General features: G+C 58.8%; 15 protein-coding genes and 1 pseudogene. 7 read left to right on the top strand and 9 right to left on the bottom strand.

The window, feature by feature from the left end:
* Positions 1 to 95: 95 nt before the first annotated feature.
* Positions 96 to 1,514 carry a glutamate synthase small subunit GltD family protein gene (locus tag QRN48_RS09370; protein ID WP_285350210.1) on the top strand — a complete coding sequence of 473 codons (1,419 nt, stop codon included), beginning with the start codon at positions 96 to 98 and terminating at the stop codon, positions 1,512 to 1,514.
* 219 nt (positions 1,515 to 1,733) lie between these two features.
* Complete coding sequence (gene hemE, locus QRN48_RS09365) at positions 1,734 to 2,798, top strand: uroporphyrinogen decarboxylase (protein WP_037016003.1); 1,065 nt, start codon at positions 1,734 to 1,736, stop codon at positions 2,796 to 2,798.
* Positions 2,799 to 2,852: 54 nt separating this feature from the next.
* On the opposite strand, the gene QRN48_RS09360 is transcribed toward hemE, so the two are convergent.
* From QRN48_RS09360 to QRN48_RS09350, 3 genes and pseudogenes are all read right to left on the bottom strand, one after another.
* Positions 2,853 to 3,152: a HigA family addiction module antitoxin gene (locus tag QRN48_RS09360; RefSeq protein WP_037016001.1), complete on the bottom strand. Its 300-nt coding sequence runs from the start codon at positions 3,150 to 3,152 to the stop codon at positions 2,853 to 2,855.
* Positions 3,153 to 3,165: 13 nt separating this feature from the next.
* A pseudogene (locus QRN48_RS09355) lies at positions 3,166 to 3,445 on the bottom strand (type II toxin-antitoxin system RelE/ParE family toxin).
* 102 nt (positions 3,446 to 3,547) lie between these two features.
* The gene (locus tag QRN48_RS09350; RefSeq protein ID WP_052075329.1) at positions 3,548 to 4,813 is read right to left on the bottom strand and encodes an MFS transporter; all 1,266 of its coding nucleotides are present in this window, start codon (positions 4,811 to 4,813) and stop codon (positions 3,548 to 3,550) included.
* Between the two features lie 114 nt (positions 4,814 to 4,927).
* Between QRN48_RS09350 and QRN48_RS09345 the strand changes: the two genes are divergently transcribed.
* Entirely contained in the window at positions 4,928 to 5,821 is an 894-nt protein-coding gene (locus tag QRN48_RS09345; protein ID WP_285350208.1) for a LysR family transcriptional regulator, read from the top strand.
* A 109-nt stretch (positions 5,822 to 5,930) separates the two neighbouring features.
* On the opposite strand, the gene QRN48_RS09340 is transcribed toward QRN48_RS09345, so the two are convergent.
* The gene (locus QRN48_RS09340) at positions 5,931 to 6,419 is read right to left on the bottom strand and encodes a hypothetical protein (RefSeq protein ID WP_285350206.1); all 489 of its coding nucleotides are present in this window, start codon (positions 6,417 to 6,419) and stop codon (positions 5,931 to 5,933) included.
* Between the two features lie 323 nt (positions 6,420 to 6,742).
* Here QRN48_RS09340 and QRN48_RS09335 point away from each other — a divergent pair, with 323 nt between their 5' ends.
* A complete protein-coding gene (locus tag QRN48_RS09335; RefSeq protein ID WP_191942670.1) occupies positions 6,743 to 7,525 on the top strand; it encodes a ParA family protein in 783 nt (260 codons plus the stop codon).
* Positions 7,526 to 7,553: 28 nt separating this feature from the next.
* Here QRN48_RS09335 and QRN48_RS09330 read toward each other — a convergent pair whose 3' ends face one another.
* Both QRN48_RS09330 and trxC read right to left on the bottom strand, forming a co-directional pair.
* Positions 7,554 to 7,934, bottom strand: coding sequence for a PAAR domain-containing protein (locus QRN48_RS09330; RefSeq protein ID WP_285350204.1), 381 nt, complete (start codon positions 7,932 to 7,934; stop codon positions 7,554 to 7,556).
* 135 nt (positions 7,935 to 8,069) lie between these two features.
* Entirely contained in the window at positions 8,070 to 8,504 is a 435-nt protein-coding gene (gene trxC / locus QRN48_RS09325; RefSeq protein ID WP_191942672.1) for a thioredoxin TrxC, read from the bottom strand.
* A 371-nt stretch (positions 8,505 to 8,875) separates the two neighbouring features.
* On the opposite strand from trxC, the gene QRN48_RS09320 reads away from it, so the two are divergent.
* The 3 genes from QRN48_RS09320 to QRN48_RS09310 all read left to right on the top strand — a co-directional run bounded on the left by QRN48_RS09320 (position 8,876) and on the right by QRN48_RS09310 (position 11,305).
* A complete protein-coding gene (locus QRN48_RS09320; protein WP_191942673.1) occupies positions 8,876 to 9,805 on the top strand; it encodes a hypothetical protein in 930 nt (309 codons plus the stop codon).
* A 125-nt stretch (positions 9,806 to 9,930) separates the two neighbouring features.
* On the top strand, positions 9,931 to 10,380 hold the full coding sequence (locus tag QRN48_RS09315; protein ID WP_037015982.1) for a hypothetical protein: 450 nt from the start codon (positions 9,931 to 9,933) through the stop codon (positions 10,378 to 10,380).
* 67 nt (positions 10,381 to 10,447) lie between these two features.
* Positions 10,448 to 11,305, top strand: coding sequence for a hypothetical protein (locus QRN48_RS09310; protein WP_285350201.1), 858 nt, complete (start codon positions 10,448 to 10,450; stop codon positions 11,303 to 11,305).
* Positions 11,306 to 11,334: 29 nt separating this feature from the next.
* Here QRN48_RS09310 and selO read toward each other — a convergent pair whose 3' ends face one another.
* From selO to QRN48_RS09295, 3 genes are read right to left on the bottom strand one after another with little or no spacing between them, the layout of a single operon-like run.
* Entirely contained in the window at positions 11,335 to 12,798 is a 1,464-nt protein-coding gene (selO, locus tag QRN48_RS09305) for a protein adenylyltransferase SelO (protein WP_285350200.1), read from the bottom strand.
* Between the two features lie 48 nt (positions 12,799 to 12,846).
* Positions 12,847 to 16,215, bottom strand: a complete 3,369-nt coding sequence (gene mscK, locus QRN48_RS09300; RefSeq protein WP_191942676.1) for a mechanosensitive channel MscK — start codon at positions 16,213 to 16,215, stop codon at positions 12,847 to 12,849.
* A gap of 35 nt (positions 16,216 to 16,250) precedes the next feature.
* Entirely contained in the window at positions 16,251 to 17,993 is a 1,743-nt protein-coding gene (locus QRN48_RS09295) for a potassium/proton antiporter (RefSeq protein WP_037015973.1), read from the bottom strand.
* Between the last annotated feature and the right edge of the window lie 75 nt (positions 17,994 to 18,068).

The following is an 18,068-nucleotide window of genomic DNA, read 5'->3' as shown; positions in this document are numbered from 1 at the left end:
TTTGGAGCGTCAAACTTGTAGCTCGTGTACCGAATGAATTTGATTTTCTTGCAGCTTGAAGCGTGTCGCTTGAAGCTGCCGCGAAGAGGCTCCAAATGGCTGAACGTCTCAGTAACGACTTCCAGTTCATCGAAGTCGGGCGTAAAGACCCGAAAAAGAAACTGCTGCGGCAACGCAAGAAAGAGTTCGTGGAGATCTACGAACCTTTCAAACCTCAGCAGTCGGCCGATCAGGCCCACCGTTGCCTGGGTTGCGGCAACCCATATTGTGAATGGAAATGCCCTGTGCATAACTTCATTCCCAACTGGCTCAAGCTCGTCTCGGAAGGCAACATCCTGGCGGCGGCCGAGCTGTCGCACCAGACCAACACGCTGCCGGAAGTCTGCGGCCGTGTCTGTCCGCAGGACCGTCTGTGCGAAGGTGCGTGCACCCTTAACGACGGCTTCGGTGCTGTCACCATCGGGTCGGTCGAGAAATACATCACCGACACCGCATTTGCCATGGGCTGGCGCCCGGACATGTCCCGCGTCGTACCGACCGGCAAGCGCGTGGCGATCATTGGTGCAGGCCCTGCGGGGCTGGGCTGCGCCGACATTCTGGTACGCGGTGGCGTGGCACCGGTAGTCTTCGACAAGAACCCGGAAATCGGCGGGCTGCTGACGTTCGGCATTCCCGAGTTCAAGCTTGAGAAGAGCGTATTGAGCAACCGCCGCGAAGTCTTCACCGGGATGGGTATCGAGTTCCGCCTCAATACCGAGATCGGCAAGGACATCACCGTCGAGCAGTTGCTGGAGGAGTACGACGCGGTGTTCATGGGCATGGGCACTTACACGTACATGAAAGGCGGCTTCCCTGGCGAAGACCTGCCGGGGGTGCACGACGCGCTGGATTTCCTCATCGCCAACGTCAACCGTAACCTGGGTTTTGAAAAGTCGCCGGAAGATTTCGTCGACATGAAGGGCAAGAAAGTCGTTGTACTCGGCGGTGGTGACACAGCAATGGACTGCAACCGCACCTCGATCCGTCAAGGCGCCAAGTCGGTAACCTGCGCTTATCGCCGCGATGAAGAGAACATGCCAGGTTCGCGCAAGGAAGTGAAAAACGCCAAGGAGGAAGGCGTGAAGTTTCTTTATAACCGTCAGCCTATCGCGATTGTCGGCGAAGACCGGGTCGAGGGTGTGAAGGTGGTTGAAACGCGTCTTGGCGAGCCTGACGCACGAGGCCGTCGCAGCCCCGAGCCGATCCCCGGCTCCGAAGAGATTATCCCGGCCGATGCCGTGGTCATCGCGTTCGGGTTCCGCCCGAGCCCGGCGACCTGGTTCGATCTGCAGGGTATCCAGGTCGACAGCCAGGGCCGCGTGATAGCGCCGGAACAGGGCCAGTTCAAGCACCAGACCAGCAACCCAAAGATCTTTGCGGGCGGCGACATGGTGCGTGGATCTGACCTGGTGGTGACGGCAATCTACGAAGGCCGTAATGCGGCGGAAGGGATTCTGGATTACCTGGGCGTCTGACGACGCTGCCGTCTGTAGGAGCCGGCTTGCTGGCGAAGAAGGCCGACGCGGTTCGCCAGATGCACTGCGTCAGTTGGGTTCGCCAGCAAGCCGGTTCCTACAAAACCTACGCCGCGCATTGATGCGACAAATCGCCCCGATAAATAAAAGGCACGGCACCGACCGTGCCTTTTGCGTTGGTGTCTGAGAAAATGCCCGCACTTTTTTCCGGATACCAACATGACTGCCCTGAAGAACGACCGTTTCCTTCGCGCCCTGCTCAAGCAGCCTGTTGACGTCACTCCCGTGTGGATGATGCGCCAGGCCGGCCGCTATCTCCCCGAGTACCGCGCCAGCCGCGCCAAGGCCGGGGACTTCATGAGCCTGTGCATGAATCCGGCGTTCGCTTGTGAGGTAACCCTGCAGCCACTTGAGCGTTATCCCCTCGACGCTGCCATTTTGTTTTCAGACATTTTGACCGTGCCCGACGCCATGGGCCTGGGGCTGTATTTTGAAACCGGCGAGGGCCCGCGCTTCCGAAAAACCGTCACTACCCTGGCTGACATCGAGGCCTTGCCAATTCCTGACCCTCAGAAAGACCTGGGGTACGTCATGGACGCGGTCAGCACCATTCGCCGCGAGCTCAATGGCCGAGTGCCGCTGATTGGCTTCGCCGGCAGCCCGTGGACCCTGGCGACGTACATGGTCGAAGGCGGCTCGTCCAAAGACTTCCGCAAATCCAAAGCCATGCTCTACGACAATCCGCAGGCGATGCACTTGCTGCTCGATAAACTCGCGCAATCGGTGACGGCTTACCTCAATGGCCAGATCCTGGCAGGGGCGCAGGCGGTGCAGATCTTCGACAGTTGGGGCGGAAGCCTTTCGGCCGCGGCGTATCAGGAGTTTTCACTGGCCTATATGCGCAAAATCGTTAACGGCCTGATCCGCGAGCATGATGGCCGTAAAGTGCCGGTTATCCTGTTCACCAAAGGTGGCGGCATGTGGCTTGAAAGCATCGCCGACGCCGGCGCCGATGCTCTGGGTCTGGACTGGACCTGCGACATCGGCGAAGCCCGCCGCCGCGTTGGCAGCAAAGTCGCGTTGCAGGGCAATATGGACCCGACCGTGCTTTACGCCAACCCTCAGGCCATCCGCCAGGAAGTCTCCAACATCCTCGCCAGCTACGGCAGCGGCACTGGCCATGTCTTCAACCTCGGCCACGGGATCACGCCGGAGGTCGACCCGGCCAACGCTGGCGCCTTCATCGAAGCGGTGCACGAAATGTCGGCGAAGTATCACCAGTAAGCGGTTCCCCAACATGAAAGCGCCCGGCACATGCCGGGCGTTTTTGTATAGGGTTCAGGCTGCGGTGATCGTCGGAGCAACATACAGCGGCGTGATGGGCGGCTGCTCGCGGTGCTCGGCTTGCCAAAGGTCGTGGCTCATTTGTACCGCTAGCCAAAAGCGAGCGGTGCTTAGACCTGCGCGTTCCAGTCGTACCGCTAAATCTGGACTGATCGGCGCACGGCAGTTAATGACCCGCGACAGCATCTCGCGAGAAAAATGAAGCCGCCGTGCCATTTCGGCAATCTTGATGTTCATCTCCGGTAGCATTTCCTGGATCATTTCGCCAGGGTGGGGAGGGTTGTGCATTCTCATGCAGGAACTCCTGTCAGTGGTAATCGAGATAGTCGACGAGCTCAACATCCTTCTCGATGAATCTAAAAATAATTCGCCAGTTCCCGCTCACTGATACTGACGCAATACTGCGTCAAGTTGCCTTTCAGTGAATGCAGTTTCAATGTGGATAAAGCCAGTTCATTAGGTCCCTCAGCGATTTCTAGCGCACCCAAAATAAATCGCAGGCGGTTCGCATGAGCCGCGCGAATCCCTTGCGTCGTTCCGGTGTGGAAAAAAGCCCTGAGGCCTTTATGTTTGAAGGTTCTGATCATAGCAGCTAAGCGTGAATTAACTGTCCACGCTTAGCTGTCAGGCGATATGGATGGGAAGGATGTGAAACGATGCCGCGATTTGTATGAAAACGCACGCCTTCATCAGACCTGCACATTCACCGCCAACGGCTTCACTTTCGCCAGTTTCAGGGCGACGCCGAGCGCGATCAGCAACAGCAGACCAATGAAGGCGCCGATGCCATTCCAGCCCGCGTAGTGCCAGAACACGCCGCCGCCTGTCCCGGCAACGCTGGAGCCGACGTAGTAGCTGAACAGGTACAGCGACGAGGCTTGGCCTTTGGCTTTGATGGCGCGGCGGCCGATCCAGCTGCTCGCAACAGAGTGTGCGCCGAAGAAGCCGAAGGTGAACATCAGCACCCCAATGACCACGACCGCCAGGGGCGTGAACAGCGTCAGCACCACGCCGACAAGCATCAGCACTATCACCGCCCACAGCACGTTGCGCCGGCCCAGTTGGTCAGCCAGCGCACCGATCTTTGCCGAGCTGTAAATGCCCGACAGGTACACGACCGAAAACAGACCCACCACGGCCTGACTCAGGTTGTAAGGGTCGGCCAGCAGGCGGTAACCGATGTAGTTAAACAGCGTCACAAACGCGCCCATCAGCAGGAAGCCTTCCAGGAACAGCCACGGCAGACCGGCGTCCCGAAATTGCAGAACGAAACCTTCCAGCAGGCTGCGGCCATTGAGCGGGCGGGCGCGGAAGTTGCGCGAAGGCGGCAGAATTTTCCAGAACACACAGGCCGCGCCCAGCGCGATCACGCCCATGATCAACAGCGCCGTATGCCAGCTGACGTAGTCACTCAACACCCCGGTAATCACCCGACCGCTCATTCCGCCAATAGCGTTGCCCCCGATGTAAAGCCCCATGGCCAAGCCGATGTGCTGCGGGTGAATTTCCTCACTGAGGTACGTCATGGCCACGGCAGCGAGCCCGCTTAATGACAGACCTACGAACGCACGCGTAATCAGTACGCCTTCCCACGTCGGCATCAGCGCGCTGGCGATAGTGAAAAGGGCGGCGGAAAACAAGGAAAAAACCATGACCGACTTGCGGCCGAGGCGATCGGAAACGGGGCCGGTGATCAATAGCCCGATGGCCAGCATTGCGGTAGACACTGACAGTATGAGGCTGCTCTGGGCTGCATTGATGGAGAAGTCCCGCGAGAGCACGGGCATCATCGGTTGCACACAGTAGAGCAGGGCGAACGTCGCGAAACCGCCCGAGAAAAGGGCTAAAACGGTACGAAGGAAAGCGGGGGTGTCTTTTTCGATATACATATCACCCAGCGGGATAGCCGCTTCGACGGTATCGGCAGGCGTGGTGGCGGATGCAGCAGTATTCACGAGTGACCTCAGACAGGGAGCGGACGCAATGGCAAAAGAATATAGTCGGCAAACGATTGCTTCCAATATATTGTTCGACCTGTTTGATAGGTTTGACGACTCAATGAGGTGAGTGTGGAATTACGCCATCTTCGTTACTTCATCGCAGTTGCTGAAGAGCTGCATTTTGGTCGGGCTGCTCACGCGCTGGGCATTTCACAGCCACCGTTGAGCCAGCAGATTCAGGCGTTGGAGCAGGAACTGGGCGCGCGTTTATTCGAGCGGACCAATCGTCGGGTCGAGCTCAGCGAAGCGGGCCGGCTTTTCCTCGACGAAGCGCGCTTGGTGCTGGCGCAGGTCGAGAAAGCGTCGGATGTGGCTCGGCGTGCGCAATTGGGCGAGCTGGGCGAACTGAAAATCGGCTTCACCGCGTCCGCGCCGTTCACGTCGAGCATCCCGCAGGCGATCTTCGCGTTTCGGCAGCGCTATCCTGCTGTCCACCTGGCGCTTCAGGAAATGAGCAGCCGCGAAGTTGCCGAGCGGCTTGAAAACGAGTCGATGCAGGTCGGCATCATGCGGCCCCTGCCGTTACTGGACTCACTGGTGGCCGTGGAGTTGCTGCGCGAACCGTTGGTGGCCATCCTGCGCTCGGATCATCCGCTTGCCGAAGGTTCGGAGCGTGGTATTCATTTGCGCGAACTGGCCAGTGAACCGTTTGTGTTCTTCCCGCGCAGCTACGGCAGCGGGCTCTATGCGCAGTTGCTCGATCTGGCACGCGAAGCGGGCTTTAGCCCGTTGTTCACCCAGGAAGCGGGCGAGGCAATGACCATTATCGGGCTGGTGGCCGCAGGGCTGGGAGTCACGGTGCTGCCGGCGTCTTATCAACGCATGCGTATCGATGGGGTGGTTTACCGCACGCTGCTGGATGCTCAGGCCACCTCGGCGGTCTGGCTGGTCCAGCGCAAGGATCAGAAGTCGCCGATGGCCAAGGCATTTGTCGAACTGGTGACGCGAAAGGCGGGTGACTGACCACTGAAAACAACGCTATCCATGGATGCTTGCCTGGCCCAGGTTCAGTCTGCCGGGCCAGGTTTTTCGGGGGGCGTCCAAGGGGCAGGCATGCTGCCGAGACGACAGGTTACTTTCGCGCCTTGCCTTCAAGCGGACTGACCACGTATTTCAGCTCGTCACTTTCCATGCTGATCCGGAAGAAGCCCTCCGATGCGTAGTCGACGAACCAGCGATCATCCAGGCTGCGCCCGTAGGGTCGCAACTGCACACCGGGATAGTCAAAACGCACTTCTTCCAGGGATGTCAGGGCAAATAACACTGCGGCGAAGAGCTCCCGTGCTTCGTGATTCGCGGGAAGCGAGGGGTCAGCCTTCCAGCGCTCCTCGCGAAGTTGCTGGCGTGCAACCAGCACGCCCTGAGGGTCCGTTAACGTAAAACGCAGGCCCTTGTGTTCCTTCTGGATCTCCATCTTCCAGTCAAACCGTTCGCCGGCCTGGTCTCGCGTGACGTGAAGCTGCACGGGGAATTTGATATGTGGCGTCTGCGCCGGCAGCGGCGCATGGCTGACGCAGCCGCTCAGCACCAGGACGCAGACAAGGAGAAGGGTACGAATCATGGGAATTACCTTCTGGGTACCGCTAATGGTTGCAAGCGTTTAAGGTGGATATCGGCAGTTCACACCGCCGAAATCCTTGAGTGCGCACAGTTTCACCGAGTTAACCGTTGAAACAAAAGACTTGTTTACTAACCGATGTCCTATTGGAGAGTCGGCGACATCTGACATCGTTCTGCGAGGCGCCACCAGCCCAGGTGCGAACTTGATCATGACAGTCAGATTTCCAGAGAGGCTCGCCCTATTCATCGTGATTGCCTAGACTCGAGACCATTCATCGGGTCGCGGGCGATCCTTACGGCTAGACAGCAACGGGGAGTTATTGCATGCGGCGTGTGGTGTTCAATCAGAAAGGCGGCGTTGGCAAGTCCAGCATCGCCTGCAACCTGGCAGCGGTCAGTGCGCATGAAGGTTATCGAACGCTGTTGATCGATCTTGATGCCCAGGCGAACTCGACGCAGTACCTGACCGGTTTGACGGGTGACGAGATCCCCATGGGCATCGCCGACTTCTTCAAGCAAACCTTGTCCTCCGGCCCCGGCGCCAAAAAGAACCAGGTGGATATCTATGAGACGCCGTTCGACAACCTTCACGTCGTGACCGCCACCGCCGAGCTGGCGGATCTTCAGCCCAAGCTCGAAGCCAAGCACAAGATCAACAAGCTGCGAAAGCTGCTGGACGAGCTGAGCGAGGATTACGAACGCATTTATCTGGACACGCCTCCCGCACTGAATTTCTACGCGGTCTCGGCGTTGATCGCAGCCGACCGTGTCCTGATCCCGTTTGATTGCGACAGCTTTTCACGGCAGGCGCTGTACGGGCTGCTCAAGGAAATCGATGAGCTCAAGGAAGATCACAACGAACAGCTGGAGGTGGAAGGCATTATCGTTAACCAGTTTCAGGCACGCGCAAGTCTGCCTCAGCAGATCCTCGACGAACTGATTGCCGAGGGGCTGCCGGTGCTGCCGGTATACCTCGGCAGTTCGATCAAGATGCGTGAATCCCACCAGGCCAATATGCCGCTGATCCATCTGGAGCCGCGGCACAAGCTGACCCAGCAATTTGTTGAACTGCATCACTTGCTGGAGACGGAAGCGGGCCATCGCTGATCACCCATGCAGGCGAGGCTGCAACGCGTCAGTCAGCTAAAGGGCATGGGCTGTCCTTGCGCGCTTTGGTCATCTGTTTGACTCGCTTGCGCGCCTTGTCGGCCATGTCTTTCGGGATGTCGATGGCAGCCTCCATGTCGGCCTGCAGCTGGTCCTGACTGGCGATCAGGCGGTGAGTGCCTTCAGCACATGCACACCGCACAGCATGACCGTCCGTTGCCACGGCCACGAGGTCATCAATGAAGGTTGGATTGCCTTGCCCAATGAAACCGACCTGAGCGCACCGCTCACACCACACCGGGTCTCCCATGCGCGCCAGGCGCCGTTCCTCCCACGTTTGCGAGCCGGAGGCACTCAGCACCACGCCGCCGGTCGTTGTTGAATCGCCCTCTCTGACCACATATGTCATCGCTAGCTACTCCAGGGTACCGATAGGAGTGGCCAAGCCTAGACGCAGATTTCCACGCCTACTGACCCAAGCGACGCTTTCAGAACATGCCTACAGCATTGGCTGACATGCACTTCAACCGCTGGCGAAACGGCCTCAAAGCCCTTGGCCATTCAGCCAGGCCAGCAACTGTTGCAGCGGCATTGCGCCACTTTGCCGAGCAACCTCTCGGCCGTCCTTAAACAGGATCAGGCTCGGAATCGACCGAATTCCCAACTGAGCTGAAAGCTGTTGATTAGCCTCGCTGTCCAGCTTGGCCAGCCGCACCCGCCCGCTTAGTTGAGCCGCCGCTTGTTCAAACGTAGGCGCAAAGGATTTGCATGGGCCGCACCATTCGGCCCAGACATCGACCAGCAGAGGGAGATCGCCTTTGATCTGGCTGGCGTAGGCGGCCTGATTCAGATTGAAGGGTTTGCTCAGCAACACAGGCTGCTTGCAACGACCGCATTTTGGCTGGTCAGCCAAACGCCCGGCGGGAATGCGATTGAGTCCATTGCAGTGTGGGCAGGGGATCAGCAGTGGTTCGGACATTGTAAAAACCCTTGATAGGTAGGATGACTGCTACGTGGTGACGGTGGGCAAGGTTATCAAGCTGGCAGTTTTGGTTAAAACGACGGGCGCTGATAAAACTGAACTGTGACCCACTTCCAAGTGTGCGCCTGAACTTGGTTGCAAAGCGGCTGAAGCCTCTGGCTTGCAAACGCAACAAACTCCCTGATTAGTCTCTGCCTGAACCTTTGGCCATAGGGCTCGAACGACGTTCTCCAAGCATGATCTATCCGAAAGTACTGCCCGATCGCCCAGCTGGTCGTCATCCCCGACCCTCGCTAGTGTCAGCGCGAGGGGTCGGTTGACGACCATGCGCAATGGCCCCTGCCATCATCATTGCCAGGGAGTCGTACATGATTAGCCAGATCCAGGCCGCTGTTGCAGCGATCGTCTCAACCAAAACGCCTGTCCTCGGCTCTGTCACCGATAGTGCAGCAAAAACGGTGGGTGAGGCCGCAAAGCCAAGTGCCGACAAGGCCTCTTTCTCGACACTCGCCGCCCAACTTAACGAGAGCGCCGCGCGGGCGGCAAAGCGGGATGCCGGAATGACCCACGCTGAACTGGGACGATACGGGCGCACTCGCATCAACGAGTTTTTGATCGAGGCCCGTGAGGCCAATAGCGGTACACGTGCGATGGAAGTACCGAAGACAAATGACCCGGAATTGCTGGACCGGGCGCGCGAGGCCAGTGCGTTCGTGACCCGAACATTGGCCGGTGACAAAAACGCCAGGAGCCCGTTCGAGAACCTCTCCCGCGAGCAACTGAATATGATCACCTTTGACGACAGTGGAGCCTTCACGCTCAACGAGCGGCGTGCAGCCTGGCAGGGCGTGCAGAAGATGGACGACCACTGGCGCTCAGTGGCAATCGGCGAGGGCGTGATGGAGCAAGCCCGGACAGGAAAAGCGTCCCGGTTTTATGACGCCACTCTGAATTACCTTAAATCGCTGCCGACCATCGAGAGGGCAGTGAGCTACCCCAAAGACGTCGAGTCGATGGTGCGGGCCAGGATGCAGTCTGACCCCACGCTGCCGAGTTTGCCGGGCGCGTTTGAGCGCGCGGCGACGAACCGCAAATTGACGCTCTACGACATCCTCGCGGGTATCTCGAACAACGCCAAAGACAAGAAAGCCGATTCGAGCACTGTCGTTACTGCCGGGAAATTTACGCCCCGCACCTCGCCGGCGCCAACGACAGCGGCGCAGACCTTCGAAAAGACCTCGGCTTCTCCAATCGATACCCAGCCTTGCGGTGCGCCGAGCCCTTCGGTACGAACGTGACAGTTTCGGCGGAGTTGATGCTGAATATTCACATCGCTCTAAAGCACCTATCCGTTCGGGTAGTTGGCATTGAGCGTAATGCCTGATTAGCTTTTTTTAGATCTAATAAAAAGGAGGATCTAAAAATGAGCACTATAAAGAAAGCTAATGTATGGCTGGCACTTTGCGCGTTAGCGATGGGGGAGCTGGTTTACGCGGCACCCAAGGTAGTAGTGAACTTCAAAAATAATACTGCTGATGACGCCTTGTACGTGCGTGACAACAGCCGTAATGACGTAGCAACTTACCTTAACGCATCGCCCAAGCCCGGAAAGGTAGTCGCGGGTGGTTCATCCAGTTTTACAGTTAGCGCAAACGGGACTTCGCCAATCACCTATGCCACCGTTCGATATCAGGCAGGGGTCAAATCCTGCCAATTTACGACCAGCTATTTGATGAGCACTACCCTGGGCGGCGTTCGTATGCCCAAGTGGAACAGGAGTGCCATTGCCAGCGGCGGGGCGATATGTGACGTCAATGTGACTTCCGTTAATTATTCAAACCACGACTGGAACGTGAGTTTCGTCATGCGCTGATCGTATCTTGGGGCTCGCACGCCTGGCCGTGCGGCCTCATTGAGGTCAGCTTCAAGAAGGAGTTTTCATGCACATAACCGTGAGTTCGTCGTCCGGCAACTTTTCTGTACCTCTTGAAGTTCCAAAAACAAATGGGATCAAGCTGCCGAGCGTGAATGCCGAAACTGAACTCCCTGTTTTGAACGCTTCGGTGACGACAGTCGAAAGCCTGTCAGTTATGGCGCGGCAACTCAGCGCCAGCGCAGATAGAGCAAGTGAGCGAGAGCTAAGTATGTCTCGGGATGAGTTGGCAGCTTATGCGGTGAAGCAACAAAGCAAATTCCTGTTTGACGGATATAAGGTCGGTAAGGCGCGGCATGATGTAGAAATGCCACAGACCGATGATCCGGATATTTTGCAACGCGACAGGCTTGCTACGGAGTACGTCAATAGCTCAAGTCGAGGCGATACAGACCTGAAAAGCCCGTTTCCAGGGCTTTCTCGGGATCAGTTGCTATTGATTGCTTATGACGACCGTGGTGGCTATACGATCAACGAGAGGCGAGCTGCGTGGTGCTCGAGCGCTCAAATGGAATACAAATGGGCCAGCGCCGCCGTCGCTCGAAGTCAACTTGAAAGCAGCGCCACCGGCAAGGTACCCGTATTCCTGCGGGAGGTTCTGGACTATTACAAAGCGTTGCCGATGATCGAAAAGGTCCAGGATCGGTATCCCCCCAATTACGAGGCCGAGATGGAAGCAAGAATTGCGGAAGAGGTGGCGCGCACGCCTGACAATCAAGACAAGTTGTTAACGGCAGACATGAACCTGTTCGATATCCTGGCGGCGGCGCTCGTCCCGAAAGACAAGCGCCTCAATGCAGGGGATCGCTCCAACGAAAAGCCCACTCCAGCGCAGACGCCGGCAGAGACCGATTCGAGCGCCTGAACCTGCGCCACGCCGTTGCTGCTGCGCACTCAAGACGAACAGCTGATCTCCAGATGCTTGCCCCAATCTGGCGGGCGCTGTGCGTAGCTTTCCATGCCGGGCTGCTCTTCGAACGGTTTGCACAATACCTGATGCAGGCGGCGGACTTCGCTGTAATCGCCTTGTTCAGCGGCCTCGATGGCGCGTTGGGCCAGATAGTTGCGCAGGATGTACAGCGGATTGACCGCATGCATGCGTGTGCGCCGGTCTTGCTGGCTGGACGCGGGTTCGCGCGCGATGCGAGCTTTGTAGGCGTCGGCCCAGGCGTCAAAACCGAGCATGTCGACAAAGTCATCACGCAACTTGCCCACGGCGACCTCGGCTGTTTCTTCCCCCAAATGGCGGAAAAACAACGTGTAGTCGACTCCGCTGTTCTGCATCAGTTGAAGCAGGCGGGCAATCAAGTCGGCATCGTCATCTTCGGCTGTGGTCAATCCCAACCGCCGGCGCATCAGGTCGAGGTAGTGCGCCTGATAGATAGGCAGGAAAAGCTCCAGCGCCTCACGCAACGCCTCAACACTGACGAACGGGGTGAGCGCCTGGGCCAGCGCGCTCAGGTTCCACTGCCCGATAGGCACCTGATTGCTGAAGGAGTAACGGCCTTCATGGTCGGAGTGGTTGCAGATGAAATGCTGGTCGAAGTCATCCAGAAACGCGAACGGCCCGAAGTCGAAGGTGATGCCCAGTATCGACATGTTGTCGGTGTTCATCACGCCGTGACAGAAACCATAAGCCTGCCACTTCGCAATGAGTTCGGCCTGACGCTCGACGATGGTGCGGAACATGGCCAGGTGGGGCTCGGGCTGCTCAAGGCATTCCGGATAGTGCATGGACAGCACGTGCTCAGCCAGTTGCTTCAATTGCTCGGGTTGCTTGGTGTAGAAGAAATACTCAAGGCTACCGAAGCGCACGTGGCTTTGCGCCAGGCGCAGCACCATCGCCGCGCGCTCTTCCGTTTCGCGCCACACCGGCGTATTGGACCCGATCACACACGCGGCGCGGCTGGTCGGAATACGCAGGGCGTGCAGGGCTTCGGAAGCCAGAAACTCGCGGATCGATGAGCGCAACACCGCCCGACCGTCGCCCATGCGGGAGTAGGGCGTCTGCCCGGCACCCTTCAGATGCAGATCCCAATGCTCACCGGCATCGTTATACACCTCGCCCAGCAACAGACCACGACCGTCACCCAAGCGTGGATTGTATGAACCGAACTGATGACCGGAATACACCATCGCACGCGGTTCGGCTTCAGCCCACAGTTTGTGGCCACTGAAGAGTTCGGCAAACAGAGGCTGATCTGCCTCGGCGGGAGCCAGATCGAGCAAGCCGAGGGCCGCTTCGCTGGCGACCACCAGCCGCGGCTCGGCAACAGGCTCGGGCAGAACGGAGGTCGAAAACGCATCGCCCAGCCGGGCGAAACGATTATCGAAGGTCAGCTCATCGAGGGCTTTCATGGGATGCCTCCAACAGAATGTCCGACCATTCTGTTAGGTTTTTCCAGGTCAGTCGAGCCTGACTTCCGGCGGCTCCGGTGCGTCCTTGGGCGCAGGCGGAACGGCGGCAGGGGACGAAATGGTTTTCTGTTCGGACTCAATGGGCACCATCTTGTACTCCTGCCCCTGCATGTTCTTGAGGTAAACCTCCATCTGCCGGAACGAGATGTTGATGTGCTGCTTTTTGAATTCCTTGTTGATAAACCGGTTGATCTCGTCGAGCACCGGATTGCGGTCGCCCAGATCGCGCACATGCATGCGCAACTCGTGATCAAGAGTGCTTTCCCCAAAGTTGAGGAAGTAAACGATCGGCTCGGGCTCTTTCAATACCCGCGGGTTTTCCCGAGCGGCCTTGAGCAAGAGGTTGCGCACCAGGTCCAGGTCAGAGCCGTAGTCAACACCCAGCTTCAATGTCACACGGGTGATGGTGTCGGTAAGCGACCAGTTGATCAGTTGCCCGGTGATGAAGGTCTTGTTCGGGACAATGATGTCCTTGCGGTCGAAGTCGGTAATGGTGGTCGCGCGAATACGGATCTTGCTGACGGTGCCCGACAGGTTGCCGATGGTGATGGTGTCGCCGATTCGTACCGGGCGCTCGAAGAGGATCATGATGCCGGAGATGAAGTTCGCGAAGATCTCCTGCATGCCGAAGCCCAGGCCGACCGACAGCGCGGCCACCAGCCACTGCAACTTGTCCCAGCTCACGCCAAGTGCGGAGAGCGTCGAGACAAAACCGATGCCGGCGATGGTGTACGACAGCAAGGTGGTGGTCGCGTACGAACTGCCCTGCTTGAGATTGAGCTTCGACAGCACGAGCACTTCCAGCAGGCCCGGCAAGTTGCCCGCCAGCACGAAGGTGATGCCGATGATCACCAGTGCCCCAATCAGGTCGCCAAGGCTGATCGGCACCATGCTGATGTTTGTGCCGGTGCCGCTCGTGTATTCGTACAGCGTGATGTTATCGAGGTAAGAGAAGACCGAAATCAAATCGGCCCAGACGAAGTAAAGAGCGCCGATGAAACCGGCGATCAGCGCCAGGCGAATCAGGCGCAGCGACTGCTGGTTGACCTGTTCGATATCCAGCGTGGGCTCTTCGATCAGGGTCTCGCCTTCGCCCGCTTCCTTGGCTGCCTGACGTTTGCTCAACGCGCGTTGATATGCCAGTCGGCGTGCAGCCACACTCAGCCCGCGGACGAACGCCGCCTCGATGACCAGCCACAGCATCAGCAGGTACAGCGTATCGATCAGACGGTCACTGAGTTTCAGAGCGGTGTAGTAATAGCCGAAGCACACCGCAACGAAGAGCGCGACGGGCATGGCAGTAAAGGCCAACCCTACTGCACGACGGAACAGTGAGGCGTTCTGGTGAGTGGGGCTGGTCAGCAACAGGCGCGCCAGCAGCCAGGTCATCAGCGAGTAACACGTGAGGACCACGCCGATGCCAATGACGTCGTCGGCAAGGGCCGAGGGCTCGTGCTCGGCCACTGCCACCACCGTCACCAACGCCAGCACCACCAGACCCAGACGGCGGATCCAGCCGCGCAAAAATTCGACCTGAGGTTTTTCCCAGCGGAAGTGCAGTTGCGCGACGCCGCCCGGCGCAAGAATCCGGTAGGCGGTGTAGAACAGCAGCCAGGCCAAAGCGATCTGGAGAAGCGCCGAGCCCAGATTGACGTTTTGGCCTCGCGCATCGATCTGCAGCGCGAACGCGCACACCGCCAGGGTGAGCGACAACGGCATGGCCAGCAGAACGTTGATGAAAATCGCCAGCGGCGTTTGCCATTGCCGATCCCGCTTGAAGTGGCCGATGTCAGCGTGCAGGCGATTGAGCTTGTCGTACAGTGCCTTGCGCTTCCACATCAACGCGCCGATCACCAGAAACAGCGGCAGGAAGATCAGCGGTCGTTGCGCCAGCCCGTCGTAGAGTTCGCTGATGCTCGACGTCCACGGCAACGTGGTTAGCTGCTTGATCAGGCGCGGCTTGATGCGTTCAAACCACTCCAGGTCCAGCGGTTTGTTGCTGGGGATCCAGAACATCTGCTCGTCGAGGGTTTCGCGCAGGCTCATGGCCGTGCTGACCAACTGCTTCTGATTGAGCTGCAGGGTGATGGATTCGTTGAGCAGCGCACTCAGCTCTCGATTCAAGCGTTCCAGCAAATCGCTGCGGGTGGTGGCCAGATCCAGCAGGGTTTTGCGCAACGCGGGCGTGACGTCTTCCGGTTTTTGCGTGGCCAGGAGCGTATCGACATACGCGCTTGGGCTGCTCATCTGCTCGCGTTGCTGGTTGACCTCGAATTGGTACAGCCGAATGTCAGCGATTTCGTCAGCCAAGCCACTGTCGAGCTTGAGCTTGGGCAGCGACTGCTTCTGTTTGTAGAGGATTTTGGACAGCAGCAGGCTGCCGCTCAGGACGTTGATCTGTTCATCCAGCGCTTGATCCGTCTGGGTCAGCGCGTCGAGCTGGGTCTTGGTCTTCAGGTTCTGCTGGGTAAGGTCGTTGAGTCGGTCAGTGCCTCGCAGCAGGTAATCCGAAAGCTTGAGGTTGGCGTCGCTCTCACTGGTCAAGAGGCTGCTGCCCCCGGCTTTCTGGGCTTCAAGAGATAGCTGCGTCACGGTTTCCTGTGACTGGGCGCGGCGCTTCTCATTGATCAGCGTCTGCAGGTCCTGAATTTCCTGATCCTGACGATTGACCTTTTCCGTGAGCAGGTCGCGCTGGCTCCCGCCGAGGTCCTGCAACTGGCTATTGCCGGCAAGTTCCTGGCGGCGCAGGGCGATCAAGGCGTTGATCGACGCGAGTTCGGCATTCAGGGCGTTGCGCTGATCGGCGTTGATGGCTTTGCCGCCGTCCTTGCCGGATTTGAGAATATTGTTGATAGCCTGAGTGCGTGTCTGGCTGCTGCTGATCTCGGCCTGGGCACGTTCGGGGCGGGTTTGCGCGGTGATGGTCAGGCTGTTGGCATCGTTCAGGGCTTTTTGCAGGTCAGCCTGCTGGGCGCTGCGCTGACTCAGCATCTGCTCAAGTTTGGGCACGTCCAGGCTGGCGTAGCGCTGAGCCACAGGAATGACCTTACTGGCCTTGAGCTGGGTCAGCTCCCGCTGGTTTTCGGTCGTTTGCCGGGGAGCGTCGGCGAGCTGCTTTTTCAGGTCTTCAAGTTTTTGCTGGTTATCCTTCTGGCTGGCCAGAAATGTCAGCGTCTGCTCCAGCACTTGCTGCAGGGCTTTCTGGTCGTCAGCGGACAGTTTGCGATCGGCGATTTTGTCCAGGCTGCGCTGTACGGCCTCGCTGGACAATGGGGGCGTATCGGCGGCGAGCGCCGGTACGCAGGAGAGGCATAGCCCAAGCAGGGCCGAGGCAAAAACATTACGCAGCGAGAACATAGACACCGGGTCAAGCGAACAGAATGGGGGGCAGTTTAAAGGAACAACCCTGGACCCGGGCGGCTACCTTCGGGGAATCTGACGCCCACTTTGAGGATCTTGTTCCCGTCCATAACGGCGACGGTCCAAATAGTTCCATTCCATTCGACCTGGTCGCCGACAATCGGCGCGCCGCGGTTCTTCTGAATGATGAACTGACTCAGCGGCATTCCAGGGTCCAGCCCGTCGAGCTTGAGGCCGTAAAGCGCCGCGACAGCCCCCAGTTCAGCGTCTCCTTCGAGCACGAAGTCGCCGAAGAAGCGCAGATCCAGACCACGTTGCGGGGCTTGGCTGAATAGCTTGCCCAAGGCAGGAAGGTCATGTTCGTGGCCGATAACGCAGAGCAGGTCGCCGACCTCCAGCACCGTACTACCCGACGGATGGAGCAGTTGCTGACCGCGAAAGAGGGCGGCGATACGCGTGCCCTCCGGCATTTTCAGCTCACGCAATGCAGCGCCGATGCACCACTTTTCGGCGCCGAGACGATACACGAACAACTCCCACTCGCTGGTGACATGCACTTCCAGCGCCGCGCGCGATATCGGCGCGGGGTCTGGCGGTACGGTGACTTTCAGCCACTTCGCCACCCACGGCAGGCTGGTGCCTTGCACCAGCAGTGACACCAGCACGATGAAGAACGCGAGATTGAAGTACAGCTGTGCATGGGGCAGACCGGCCATGAGCGGAAACACCGCCAGAATGATCGGCACCGCGCCGCGCAGGCCGACCCAGGCGATGAACGCCTTTTCCCGGCCGTGGAACACTCGGAAAGGCAGCAGGCCAGCCAGTACCGACAGTGGCCGCGCTACCAGGATCATCCACAGCGCCAGACCCAGGGCGGGAAGCGCAATTGGCAGCAGATCGTGTGGCGTGACCAGCAGCCCCAGCACGAGGAACATGCCGATCTGCGCCAGCCACGCCATGCCGTCGAGCATGTGCAGGATGCCGTGACGGCTGCGAATGGGCTTGTTGCCCAACACCAGACCACACAGGTACACCGCAAGGAAGCCGCTGCCATGAATGGCGTTGGTCAGGGCGAAAACGGCCAGACCGCCGGCCACCACCAGAATAGGGTAAAGACCGTTGGCCAGGTTTATACGGTTGACCAGCTGGAGCATGATCCAGCCACCGCCCAGGCCAATGATGCCGCCTATTCCGAACTCCTGAATCAGATGACCCAGCAAGCCCCAGTGCAGACCGGTCTGGCCGCTGGCGAGCATGTCGATCAACGTCACGGTGAGGAACACCGCCATGGGGTCATTGCTGCCTGACTCGATTTCAAGGCTGGCCGTGACCCGCTCGTTCAGGCCTTTGCCGCCCAGCAGCGAGAACACCGCTGCGGCGTCGGTCGAGCCGACAATGGCGCCGATCAGCAGGCCCTGAATGATATTGAGGTCAAATAACCACGCGGCGACCATCCCCGTCAGGCCCGTGGTGATCAACACCCCCACCGTCGCCAGCGACAAGGCCGGCCAGAGGGCAACCCGGAAACTGGCCACCCGTGTGCGCAAGCCGCCGTCGAGCAGAATCACCGCCAGGGCCAGGTTGCCGACCAGATATGCCGTCGGGTAGTTATCGAAGATGATGCCGCCGCCATCGACCCCCGCCACCATGCCGACGGCCAGGATGATCACCAGAATCGGGATACCCAGGCGCGAGGACAGCGAGCTGACGAGAATACTTGCAGCCACCAGCAACGCGCCGATCAGGAACAGGCTGTTGATGGTCGTGGCATCCAAGGGCGGTACTCCAGAAAACGAATTCAAACGAACGAGGGCGCGAACTGACCATGCAGTCCGCGTGCCAAGGGATTT

Source organism: Pseudomonas sp. ME-P-057 (assembly GCF_030208975.1).
GTDB lineage: Bacteria > Pseudomonadota > Gammaproteobacteria > Pseudomonadales > Pseudomonadaceae > Aquipseudomonas > Aquipseudomonas lutea.
This window is presented reverse-complemented; position numbering and strand designations above follow the sequence as displayed.